The following is an 11,923-nucleotide window of genomic DNA, read 5'->3' on the forward strand; positions in this document are numbered from 1 at the left end:
ATTATTGATAATTCCTTTATTATCAAATAATTATATTGCATCAGTGCTGCCGGTGATCATTGGTTTGTATTCCTCATAACTATTTACAAAAATCATCAATTTAAGCTGTTGCCGTTAGGAAAAGCTGTTATAATCGGCTTGTACCCAAAGGATTTAAAGCAATAACTTTGCTTTATTTAACAGGGGTTTGGTGGTTTTTTACCATTTCGCTGTAGCAAAAGCTATTTGGGTATATATCAATTAATCGGTGATGACATCAGTCTCGCCAACAGTTAAAGAGTTAGGAAAATTTATGTCAGATAAAGTTGAAGGCACTGTAAAGTGGTTTAATGAAGCTAAAGGTTTTGGTTTTATCGCTCAAGACAACGGCGGACAAGACGTATTCGCTCACTACAGCGCTATCCAAGGTAGTGGTTTCAAAACTCTAGCCGAAGGCCAAAAAGTGTCGTTCATCTTAGGTGAGGGCAAAAAAGGTCCACAAGCTGAGCAAATCGAAGCACTATAATCTCTTTTCTGTTTGGGCACACTGATGTTCAGTACGCTCGATGACAGTTAGAGTGACGATATGCGTAAAATTTTTGTTTATAAAAACAATAAAAATACTGTTTAGACTTTAAAAAAAGCAACCTCTTATCAGGTTGCTTTTTTTGTGGGGTTTGTTTTTAGTTTATTTGCGATATAGGATTATTGATAATAGCGATATAAGGTTGATTTATGAAGTGGCAGACATGGTTTTCGATCGATTGGCAACAGCTGGTGGGTATATCTTTATCTGCTGTGGGGTTTTATGTGGGCTTGATGCTCTTTACTCGCTTGATGGGGCTGCGCAGTTTTTCAAAGATATCTAGCCACGACTTTGCTATGACGGTTGCTATCGGTAGTATTTTAGCTTCTACAGTGTTGTCTGATTCGCCGTCATTGATGCAGGGTCTATTTGCTGTGGCGGTGTTATTTGTCATGCAAGGGCTGATTTCTATGATCAGACGTAAGGTTAAACCACTCAAATCGTTGATTGACAATAAAGCCATTATATTGATGGCCCACGGCGAGTATTTTGCAGACAATTTGGCCGAGGCAAATTTGAGTACCAGTGATGTACAAGAAGTGCTGCGCAAAAATGGCCTAAAGTCCAAGACAGAAGTGTTTGCGGTGATTATGGAGACGACAGGAGACATGAGTGTCATCAAAAACAATGATGTCACGCCTGATTGGGCGTTGTTTGATGACATACGTGATAGCGAGCTGTTGATGAGACCGAGCCACCATGAGTCAAGCTAAGCTCAGGCTGCTTTGATGAGCAATGACGCACCAAACGCTGGTAAGGTAAGAAGTCATAACAAAGCCTTAAGTAAGCTGTATGCTGGCAATGCTATAACGAAGTGAAGAATAAAGCTTGGGGTCAAAAAAAGAAGAGGACATCAGGGGGAGGTTGTGCGTTTATAAACTATTTATTATAGAGTGGTGACAAATTTATGACGCATTATTCACGGCGTTGTCTTGACCTTAGGCCTGTGCTCACGCAAGATACGTAGGTCTAATAATAGCGGCGGGCTTAGCCTTAGTGGATTTTATTAATAAGAAATATGCGACAAATATGCGTTTTGGTATTGTTTCATCTCTCTTAATTAACTACTATCTATTGACGCAGTATAAACCTTAAGTAGTATTTTGAACGACAGTTTGAATAACCATGAACCTTTGGTTCTTAACTGGCAATTTTTTAATTCATAACATTAATAAACGAGGAACGTATGAAAGCATTAGTAGCGGTCAAGCGTGTCATTGATTACAACGTAAAAGTTCGTGTAAAAGCTGATAACTCTGGCGTTGACTTATCAAACACCAAGATGTCAATCAACCCTTTTGATGAGATTGCAGTAGAAGAAGCAGTTCGTCTAAAAGAAGCTGGCGTCATTGACGAGATTATTGTTGCCTCTATTGGTCCTAAAGAGTCACAAGAGCAGATTCGTGCGGCCTTGGCACTGGGCGCAGATCGTGGTGTTTTAGTATTGACTGACGACAAGCCATACCCTCTACAAGTCGCTAAAATCCTAAAAAACATCGCCGAAAGCGAAAGCACCGATATCATTCTTTTGGGTAAACAAGCGATCGATGATGACAACAACCAAACAGGTCAGATGCTCGCAGCATTGATGGGTATCGGTCAGGGCACCTTTGCATCAGAAGTAAAAGTAGAAGGCGATAAAGTAAACGTCACTCGTGAAATTGATGGCGGCTTACAGACAGTTGCGCTTGATTTGCCAGCAGTCATTACCACTGACTTGCGCTTGAATGAGCCACGTTATGCCAAATTGCCAAACATCATGAAAGCGAAGAAAAAACCGCTTGATGAAAAAACGCCAGCTGATTTTGGTGTAGATATGGCATCTAAGCAAGAGATTATCAAAGTCGTACCACCTGCTGAACGCAAAGCTGGTATCACAGTGGGTTCTGTTGATGAGTTGGTCGATAAGCTAAAAAATGAAGCAAAAGTAATCTAATATCTCAATGATTGGATACTTCGCGGCGGCACATTGTGTACAAGGTTACATCTATAAAGCTGCGTCTATAAAGATAAGTCATAGGGCCATATAGACCACGTTGTACACAAACCACTTCATGAATCGATGATACGAACAAATAAAGGATTAAAACAATGGCAATTTTGGTATATGCAGAACATGACAATGCCAGTCTAAAAAAGGCAACTTTGAACACCATCGCAGCAGCAAAACAAATGGGCGATGACGTTCATGTATTGGTCGCAGGTAGCGGCGCGCAAGCAGTCGCTGATGAAGCAGCAAAAGCTGAAGGCGTGACCAAAGTATTATTGGCAGACAACGCAGCATATGAGCACCAATTAGCGGGTAATGTGGCTCTATTGGTTGCTGATGTGGCCGGCGATTATAGTCATATCGTCGCTGCAGCGACCACCACTGGCAAAAACTTCATGCCACGTGTGGCCGCATTGCTAGATGTGAGCATGCTCTCTGAAGTCTCAGCAGTCGTAGATGCGCAAACCTTTGAGCGTCCTATCTATGCTGGTAACGCGACCGCTACTGTGAAGACATCAGAAGATAAAGTGGTCGTTACGGTTCGTACCACAGCGTTTGATCCAGTAGCTGCTGAAGGCGGCTCGGCTGCGGTTGAGACTATTGACAGTGTGCAAGAGACGGGTAAAGCAAGCTTTGTCAATGAAGAGATGGCACAATCTGACCGTCCTGAGCTGACGTCAGCGAGTATCGTTGTCTCTGGTGGCCGTGCATTGGCAAACGGTGAGAACTTCACCAAATACATCGAGCCATTAGCTGACAAGCTAGGCGCTGCGGTTGGTGCATCACGTGCCGCTGTGGATGCAGGTTATGTACCAAACGATATGCAGGTCGGTCAAACCGGTAAAATCGTTGCGCCGCAGCTATATATCGCAGCTGGTATCTCAGGTGCGATTCAGCATTTGGCCGGTATGAAAGACTCTAAAGTCATCGTGGCGATCAACAATGACCCAGAAGCGCCAATCGCTAGCGTTGCTGATTACTTCTTAGAAGCAGATTTGTTTGAAGCGCTTCCTGAGCTAACCAGCAAAATCTAAGCTTATATGACTAAGCGCTCGTCTGTGCTTATACATAGTTAATGGTAAGTTAAAGGCCTTCGGTTTCTTAAATCGAAGGCTTTTTTATGAGCGTCTTATCACAGATGCCAGAGACGATAATGTCGTGATGATTGGCTGATAACGTGCTATGTTATACGGCTGAAAGGCAACGACGGCAGTGATGACGCTGTCCATTAATGGCTTTATAAAGCAAAGGATTTATAAAGCCCAAGCATCAATCAAGGAATGAGCAATCTAAAGGATTAGGAGATACCAATGAGTGCAGCACTACATACGGCAACAGCTTTGCCCCAAGAGTGGCAAGAGTGGGTGATGACCAATATCATGCGCGGCGTACAAACAGACGCCATCATCGACACCCTAAAAAACCATCGCTTTTCTGATGCTCAGATCAAAGCTGCGTTAAGCGACGAGCCAGAGCTGGCAGCGAATGAGAGCAAGCAGACCATACGCAAGCTGCCAAATAATTGGAAAGAGTGGGTCGCTAGCAACTTGCTTGCAGGAACGAGCAAGGCGGGTATAGCTAAGAGGCTGGCGCAACAAGGGTTTAGCAGCGCTGAGATTGCGCTAGAAATACAAACCGCGAGCAAAAGCCCTTATCTACGAGCAGCGGCAAAAACCGCTCAGACCCTCAAAAAACGTGAATGGCTACTTGCGACTTGTGACCACCTCGCGCGGTTAGATCCTGGTTATAATCAGCAGATTGATGTCATCGATACGCCAGCTTTCGAGGTGTTTATTAAAAATCACTACAGTAAGCACAAACCCGTCGTGCTCCAAAACGGCATCGAGCATTGGCCAGCGCTCAAAAAATGGAGCCCGCGATACTTTGCTGAGGTTTTGGGCGCGGCTGAGATTCAAGTACAGTTTGACCGCGAAAGTGATGCATTGTTTGAGCGTCATTCTGATAAATACCGCAAATCGATGCGCATGTCTGAATTTGTCGATATGATAGAAAATGATGGTGAAAGCAACAATTATTATATGACTGCCAACAATACACAGCAAAATGTCGATGCCATTAGGCCTGCATTTGCCGATATTGGAGACTTTGGGGACGGCTATCGTCAGCTTTTGGCTGATGATCCAGCCTTTAGCACGTATTTTTGGATGGGACCAAAAGGCACTTTTACGCCGTTACATCATGATTTGACCAATAACATGCTGGTGCAAATCTATGGCCGCAAAAAAGTCACCTTGATTCCAGCGTGGCAGGTGCCGTGGATGTACAACGATTTGCATGTCTATAGTGAAGTGGACTTTCCCAATGTGGATCTAAAAACTCACCCGCTAATGCAGCATGTCACGCCTGTTGAGGTGACGATTGCGGCAGGCGATGCGTTGTTTATTCCGATTGGATGGTGGCACTGTGTGGAAGGATTGGATAAGTCCATTAGTATCAGCTTTACCAATTTCAATGCACCAAACAGCTATGCAGAAGGCTTTAAAAAAGCACAGGGCTGAGCGGCATCATAAAGGTTTTTCGGTTTTTTGACTTCAACGAAAAAGGACTGATAACCTACTGCGTTATCAGTCCTTTTCATGCGTATCTCGAAAGCTGAGGCAAGCGTTTTAGCACAAAGGAAGGTGCGCTAAAGGGTAGCGTATTTTCGTTGGCGCAATGTCTCATATAGACATAGGGAACCTGCGATGGCGACGTTGAGGCTTTCTTGACCATTGGGCTGTGGTAGGGCAATGGGCGTGGCGCATTGCACTAGCTCAGCAGACACCCCTTGACCCTCATGACCCATAATCCAAGCAATAGGCTGGGTCAAATCGTGCTGATAGATAAGCGTATCAGTGTGGGAGCTGGTGGCAAATAACGGCGCTTGCACATGATCTAAGATGTCTTGAATACTTAAGCCTTCATATATATTTAGGGCAAACTGAGCACCCATACCTGCTCGTAAGGTCTTAGGCGACCAAGCCTGCGCCGTCGCGCTGGTGCATAAAATATGAGGGATACCAACGGCCGCCGCTGTGCGTAGCAAGGTGCCTACATTGCCGCTGTCTTGTACGTCATTGAGGATCAAACAATCCTCTGCAAGCATCGGTAAGCTGGGCATGGGTATGGTAATCAGCGCCATGATATCGATACCCGTACCGAGACTACGAATACTCTCGTACAGCGAATCTGATAGCGTTATGATAGGCGTATGACTTGGTAGACGTGTCAATAGTTGCCCAACCTCAGGATGCGTATGCGCTGATTCAGCCAGCAAGATTTGGGCAAATGGATAATCACTACGCAAGGCGGCATCAATTAAATGTACGCCTTCGAGCACGGTCTGGCTGTGTTTTTTGCGCTGGCGGGCTTGCGTCAACAAACCTTTGACCAGCTTGACGGTATTATTCTTATCTGAGGTAATCAGCTCGGTGGGGTTTGCTACCATAATAGATCGCTTAGAGAAAAATATAAGTGGAGCAATCAGGATAAGGCGCGATTAAACAACATAAGCGTTATCCTGATTGCGATAAACCGATGGGTCAAGCTTATGAGTGAGCGTGCTGTACGTGCAAGTCTTTGACATAGTTGACTTCGTTTTTGCTGCCTAATACCACGGGCACACGCTGGTGAATGTCAGTCGGCTCGATATCCAAAATACGGTTGATGGCATCTGTCGCCGCGCCGCCTGCCCGCTCAATCAGCAAGCTCATCGGATTGGCCTCATACATCAAACGCAGCTTACCTGCCTTGTTAGGGTATTTGGTGTCGAATGGGTAAGTAAAGAGACCGCCGCGGCATAAAATGCGATGAACATCACCGACCATTGCAGCGACCCAGCGCGTATTAAAATCACGGCCGCGAACGCCCGTCTTGCCCGCGATAAGCTCATCGATATATTGCTGCATCGGCGCCAGCCAGTAGCGATAGTTGGAAGCATTAATAGCATATTCGCTGGTGTCGGCGGCGATTTGCACATGGTCATTGATAAGAATATAGTCGCCACTGTCTGGGTCTAGGCTAAACATCACCACCTTATCGTCGATGGTCAGTGCCAGCACTGTAGAGGTGCCATATAGCAAGTAACCTGCTGCTAGCTGCTGATTGCCCGCTTGCAAAAAGTCACTATTTTCGCTGGTTTGCCCTTGGCGCTCATACGGTAAGATAGAAAAAATGGTGCCAACCGCCATGTTGATGTCGATGTTTGATGAGCCATCGAGCGGGTCAAATAACACCAAGAGGCTACCATCCGCATTGGCAGGAGTGGCATCATCTAATTCTTCTGAGGCGACGCCTGCGCAGTGAGTATTTTTTGCTAAGGCGTCCAGTAGTAAGTCATTGGCCAGCACGTCTAGCTTTTTTTGCTCTTCGCCTTGGACGTTTTGATTGCCCACTTCGCCCAAGATATCGGCGAGCGCGCCTTTTTTGAGCAGCCCAGAGATGGTCTTGCCCACCTCCGTCACGGTGGTGATTACGTCGCTAAGCGCAGGGTCTTTAGCATGCGTGTCTAGATAATTTGCTAAGGTGCTCATAAGGCTTCCTGATAAGTTATATGAAGAGATAAAATAAAAAACGGATCATGATAAAAAGATGTCGTGGCCAGCGCTCAACGGCTAAGCAAATTTCGAAATAGCTGATAGCGCGTCTTTGTCCTGACCACAAAATCAGCTACACTATGTGCATTGTTAATGATTTATGGTTTGACTCGGCGGCGTCCTAAAGGTGACAAGATATCTCACCGATAAGACGCTTGTGTCATTAGGGTAAATTGTAGCAAATAAGCGCTAAAAAGTCCCCGTGTCTGCCCATGCCAGCACCAAATGATCGAATAAAAGCCAATAAAGACTGACGGGCTGTGTATTGTGGTCGTATCTTATACAGTCCCTCATATAGCCTCATATCAACTCACAATAAAGACGTGTCCTTATGCCAAACTCTATCGATAACCCCTTAACGCAGTCGGTCTCACCCACTGATTATGCCAAGTTTGACCCCAATACCATTCATCAAAGGCTCAACACCTCATTGAGTCGTCCGCAGCTCAATGCAGACAGTAGTATTCGTCACTTTTTGGGCGTAGAGGGACTCAATAAGGCTCAGCTGCAAGCAATCATCGCCAAAGCAGAGACTTTTTTTGACGAAAATGGACAACTGATTAACCGTCCTGAGCTTGAAGGCTATACGGTGATGAACTTATTTTTTGAGCCATCGACGCGTACCCGTACGACCTTTGAGGTGGCTGAAAAACGTCTGGGTGCCAATGTGCTCAATATCGATATCGAACGCTCTAGTACCAAAAAAGGCGAGAGCCTACGCGATACCTTGTGGAATCTGCAAGCCATGACCGCAGATATCTTTGTAGTGCGTCATTCGGCCTCGGGTGCAGCGCACTTTATGGCGACAGAGGTGACGCCTGATATTGCTATCATCAATGGTGGGGATGGCTGGCATGCGCATCCGACTCAAGGTATGCTCGATATGCTGACGATTCACCGCGAAGCACCGCGGCCGTTTGAGGCGCTATCAGTAGCCATTATTGGTGATATCAAACACTCTCGGGTAGCTCGCTCGGACATCAGTGCGCTGCAGACCTTAGGCGTAAAAGACATTCGTGTCTGCGCGCCGCGTACCCTACTGCCCAAAGGTATTGAGCGGTATGGTGTCAAGGTCTATGAAGACATGAATGCGTGCGTCAGTGATTGTGATGTCATCATGGGCTTGAGAATTCAAAATGAGCGTATTGGCTCACCGCTACTGGCGTCATCTAGCGAGTATTACAAACATTATGGCATCACCCCAGAGCGGGTGGCATTGGCCAAGCCTGATGCCCTCGTCATGCACCCAGGGCCGATGAACCGCGGAGTAGAGATTGCCTCAAGTGTGGCTGATGGCGCTCAGTCGGTCATCTTAAAGCAGGTGAATAATGGTATTGCGATTCGTATGGCGGTGTTGGCATTGGCCATGGAAGGTCAGCGCGCCCATCAGGCGTCTCGCCTATAAAGCCCAAACGATTATTTTACTCTTTTTTATTTTTATTTTATCGATACGGTAATAACGCTCATGTCTACTACACTTAATACAGATGCGCCGATATTTGACCACCTGCCGGCTGCCATCAAACAATCATTACCAAGCACCGTCTATGACAAGCTCGCAAGCTTAGAGGCGGGGCGCGAGATGTGGCTGCTCCCACCATTGGTCGACCTGTGCGCGCGTTTGCGCGAGCCAGGTCAGCAGCAGCATGGCACCTTACAGTCAGAAGGGTCGGCGGCGCGTGGCAATGGTTTTTTGCATGTGGTCATTCCGCCCGACACGACCCCCATTTTAGAAAACGGCTCATTATTAAAAGGCCTACGCGAGCGTGCGCTGAGCGATGGCGGCATTCATTTGCATATTTTAGGCGCATTGACAGCAGGTCTAGAAGGTGAGCGCCCCTCTAACATCGCTGGCTTAAAAAAAGGCGGCTGCATCGCAGTTTCTAATGCTCGCAGACCCTTTAGCAATGATCTGGTGCTGCTACGCACGCTTGAGTACGCGGCCACGTTTGGTATGAAGGTATTCTTTTATCCCAATGAGCCAAGTCTGGCGGGAGAAGGGGTGGCACATGAGGGCTATATTGCATCTTATCATGGCTTACAAGGTATTCCGTGGATCGCTGAGACAGTCGCTTTGTCTACGCAGCTGCTGATGGTGGAAGAAACAGGCATTGCCGCCCACTTTAGCCAGCTGTCTTGCAAGTCTTCGATTGAGCTGATGCGCTGGGCGAAAGATAAGGGCTTGCCTGTCACGTGTGATGTGGCCATGCATCAGCTGTATTTGACCGATGATAATTTGGAAGGTTTTAACGCCCAAGCGTATGTGCTGCCGCCGCTGCGTAGTAATACCGATCAGCAAGCCATCCGCCGTGGTCTAAAAGACGGGACCATCGATGCCATCTGTAGCCATCATGAGCCACTCAATAGCACCGCCAAAAAAGCTCCGTTTGCTGAGAGCACCCCTGGTATCTCAAACTTTGATACTTTTATGGCGCTGGCTTGTCAGTTGGTACACGATGAGGTTTTAACGCTCGAGCAACTGGTAGATAAAATCTGTCTCAATCCTGCCAAAATCGCAGGCATCAGTGAGCAATATGAGCACATCGGTGGCGCGGTATTGGTCGATCCTGCGCTAAAATGGCAGGTTACCAAGGAATCTATGCTCTCAAACGGCAAAAACACGCCATTCTTTAACCAGCAGTTGCAAGGCCGCGTCGTGGAGACTTTCTTTGGCTAATTTGCCTCGATCAGATGATCGTTTGCCGCCATCTGTCGAGGATGGCTCTTCTCATGCGCCCAACCGATCACACAAGCCGGCGAGCACCGCCAGTGAATCTATCAAAGCGGTGGCCATCTATGAGGTGGTCAAAGGGGCGGGGGCTATTTTTGGCGCAGGGGCGTTATGGTCATGGCATGCACGCCTTGAGTACTGGCTAAGCCATGCAAATGACGCTTGGCAGCAAAGATTTGGTCAGCTGCTAGCGCCGCAGATGGAAAGTGCGGTGCGTATTGCCCAGCAGGCCAGTAAAAACTGGCCCGTGTTTTTGCTACTGATCGTTGCGTACGCCAGCTTGCGTTTTTTGGAGGCGTATGGCCTGTGGCAAGATAAGACATGGGCGTATTGGTTTGGCGTGCTGGGCTATGGCATATTTATACCTATCGAGATTTACTATTTGTTAGCCCACCCGTTTGATTGGTTTAAGCTTGCGATACTGCTCTCAAATATCGTTATCGTGTTTGTGGTTTATCGCAATATGAAACGAAAGGGGTTGATATAGCGATTTTATTTAGCTCATCAACTCAGTAGTACCGTCAAACATAGTCGAGTCCAAATAAAGCAGATACATGGCTATCAAGTCGCTCAATAAAACGTTGCTTTTCTTGCGTGCTGTGCCTACGCCGACAGAGGCTAGGAAAAACAACGTTTCATCTCACGGTATCGTTTTTATATCGGATTGACTGGGCAGCAGACCAGCATAGCAATAAATGCTTATGCTGGTCTTTTTTTGATGATAATAGAGGACTAAACGACTTTTAAACGAGTTATAGCGTGGCGGCCTGTTTATCAGGCGCAATGCTTTTTGCGACCTTACCAACGCTCAAGCCTTGTACCAAGATAGAGAAGATAACCACCGCATACGTGAGCGCCAGTAAAATATCACGCTCTGCGCCCGTTGGTAGCTGCAGCACCAGCGCCACCGAGATGCCGCCGCGCAGTCCGCCCCATGTCAGTACTTTCCACGCCCCAGTTGGCAAGTCAAGCTGCCGCTGAAGGGTCTTGGTGGTCATACCGACGACGATAAAACGGGCAAGCAAGGCAATAACAATCGTCAAACCTGCAGCGATAAACAGATTGCCAGAATATGCAATCATCACCACCTCAAGTCCAATTAAGACAAATAAAATCGCATTGAGAATCTCGTCAATCAGCTCCCAAAACAGATCGATATAGTGCCGTGTTTTGTCACTCATCGCCAGTGCTCGTCCGCGATTACCGACCATCAGCCCCATCATGACCATGGCCAGTGGCCCTGAGAGATGCCAATGACTGGCCAGCGCATAGCCGCCGATCACCCCCGCCAGCGTCAATAGTACCTCTTCTTGATAACTATCAATGCTCTTTAGCATATAGTACAAAATCGCCCCAAGCACCAGACCAAACACAATGCCGCCGCCTGCCTCAACGGCCAAGGTATGGGCCACATAGTTGGCTGTTGGGATATCGCCGCTGGACAAAATACCAAGTAGCAGGACAAAAATAACGACGCCGATACCATCATTAAACAACGACTCGCCTGCGATGACGGTCTCTAAGCTTTTTGGGGCGCCAGCGGATGATAAGATGCCCATCACCGCGATAGGGTCGGTCGGCGAGATTAAAGCGCCAAACAACAAACACCAAAGAAACGGCAAGCCAAATCCAAAGAAGGGCAACATAAGGTAGAGCGCAGTGGCGATTAGCAGGGCCGAGACTAGGGTACCCACGCAGGCGAGAATACCAATGGGCAGTCGATAGCGTTTTAAGTCACTGATATTGACATGCAGCGCCCCTGCAAATAAAAGCATCGAGAGCATACCGTCCAATAGCACCTCGGTAAAATCTAGCTGCTCTAGTAAGCTCACTTCATAATCAATGAGCTGGTCGAACCCCAAAAATCCCAAAAAAATCGCACCGATAGATAGGACAATCGAGATGACCATGACTCCAATGGTCGTGGGCAGACCGATAAAGCGATGATTGACATAGGTCAGCAGGGCAGTAATCGATAAAAAGATAGCGCTGATCTCAAGTATGGTCAGGCTGGTTGCAGATGCCATAAAACAGGTCTCTTA

11 protein-coding genes are annotated in these 11,923 nt (G+C 47.1%); 8 read left to right on the top strand and 3 right to left on the bottom strand.

Features of this window, described 5'->3' with window-relative positions; genetic code table 11:
* Window positions 1-292 precede the first annotated feature (292 nt).
* The 5 genes from R0I52_RS08855 to R0I52_RS08875 all read left to right on the top strand — a co-directional run bounded on the left by R0I52_RS08855 (window position 293) and on the right by R0I52_RS08875 (window position 5,074).
* Complete coding sequence (locus R0I52_RS08855) at window positions 293-505, top strand: cold-shock protein (RefSeq protein WP_071003179.1); 213 nt, start codon at window positions 293-295, stop codon at window positions 503-505.
* A gap of 209 nt (window positions 506-714) precedes the next feature.
* Window positions 715-1,278 (top strand): DUF421 domain-containing protein, encoded by a 564-nt coding sequence (locus tag R0I52_RS08860; protein WP_317054010.1) that lies wholly within the window; start codon window positions 715-717, stop codon window positions 1,276-1,278.
* Between the two features lie 473 nt (window positions 1,279-1,751).
* A complete protein-coding gene (locus R0I52_RS08865) occupies window positions 1,752-2,501 on the top strand; it encodes an electron transfer flavoprotein subunit beta/FixA family protein (protein ID WP_075102301.1) in 750 nt (249 codons plus the stop codon).
* Between the two features lie 155 nt (window positions 2,502-2,656).
* Complete coding sequence (locus tag R0I52_RS08870) at window positions 2,657-3,589, top strand: electron transfer flavoprotein subunit alpha/FixB family protein (protein ID WP_075102302.1); 933 nt, start codon at window positions 2,657-2,659, stop codon at window positions 3,587-3,589.
* Between the two features lie 276 nt (window positions 3,590-3,865).
* Window positions 3,866-5,074, top strand: a complete 1,209-nt coding sequence (locus tag R0I52_RS08875) for a cupin-like domain-containing protein (protein WP_317054011.1) — start codon at window positions 3,866-3,868, stop codon at window positions 5,072-5,074.
* A gap of 128 nt (window positions 5,075-5,202) precedes the next feature.
* Here the strand turns inward: R0I52_RS08875 and R0I52_RS08880 are convergent, their stop codons facing one another.
* Together R0I52_RS08880 and R0I52_RS08885 are read right to left on the bottom strand one after the other, a co-directional pair.
* Window positions 5,203-6,003: an RNA methyltransferase gene (locus R0I52_RS08880; protein ID WP_317054012.1), complete on the bottom strand. Its 801-nt coding sequence runs from the start codon at window positions 6,001-6,003 to the stop codon at window positions 5,203-5,205.
* Window positions 6,004-6,103: 100 nt separating this feature from the next.
* Window positions 6,104-7,087 carry a class 1 fructose-bisphosphatase gene (locus tag R0I52_RS08885; protein ID WP_317054013.1) on the bottom strand — a complete coding sequence of 328 codons (984 nt, stop codon included), beginning with the start codon at window positions 7,085-7,087 and terminating at the stop codon, window positions 6,104-6,106.
* A 394-nt stretch (window positions 7,088-7,481) separates the two neighbouring features.
* Here R0I52_RS08885 and R0I52_RS08890 point away from each other — a divergent pair, with 394 nt between their 5' ends.
* The 3 genes from R0I52_RS08890 to R0I52_RS08900 are packed head-to-tail and all read left to right on the top strand — an operon-like array spanning window position 7,482 to window position 10,368.
* Window positions 7,482-8,555: an aspartate carbamoyltransferase catalytic subunit gene (locus tag R0I52_RS08890; RefSeq protein ID WP_317054014.1), complete on the top strand. Its 1,074-nt coding sequence runs from the start codon at window positions 7,482-7,484 to the stop codon at window positions 8,553-8,555.
* Between the two features lie 60 nt (window positions 8,556-8,615).
* Window positions 8,616-9,827, top strand: a complete 1,212-nt coding sequence (locus R0I52_RS08895; protein WP_410524052.1) for a dihydroorotase — start codon at window positions 8,616-8,618, stop codon at window positions 9,825-9,827.
* A complete protein-coding gene (locus R0I52_RS08900; RefSeq protein WP_317054015.1) occupies window positions 9,820-10,368 on the top strand; it encodes a DUF2127 domain-containing protein in 549 nt (182 codons plus the stop codon). The genes R0I52_RS08895 and R0I52_RS08900 overlap by 8 nt, the downstream gene beginning before the upstream one ends.
* 265 nt (window positions 10,369-10,633) lie before the next feature.
* Here R0I52_RS08900 and R0I52_RS08905 read toward each other — a convergent pair whose 3' ends face one another.
* Complete coding sequence (locus R0I52_RS08905) at window positions 10,634-11,908, bottom strand: sodium:proton antiporter (protein WP_317054016.1); 1,275 nt, start codon at window positions 11,906-11,908, stop codon at window positions 10,634-10,636.
* Window positions 11,909-11,923: the final 15 nt, after the last annotated feature.

It is taken from the genome of Psychrobacter sp. CAM01 (assembly GCF_032842965.1).
Classification (GTDB): Bacteria; Pseudomonadota; Gammaproteobacteria; order Pseudomonadales; family Moraxellaceae; genus Psychrobacter; species Psychrobacter celer.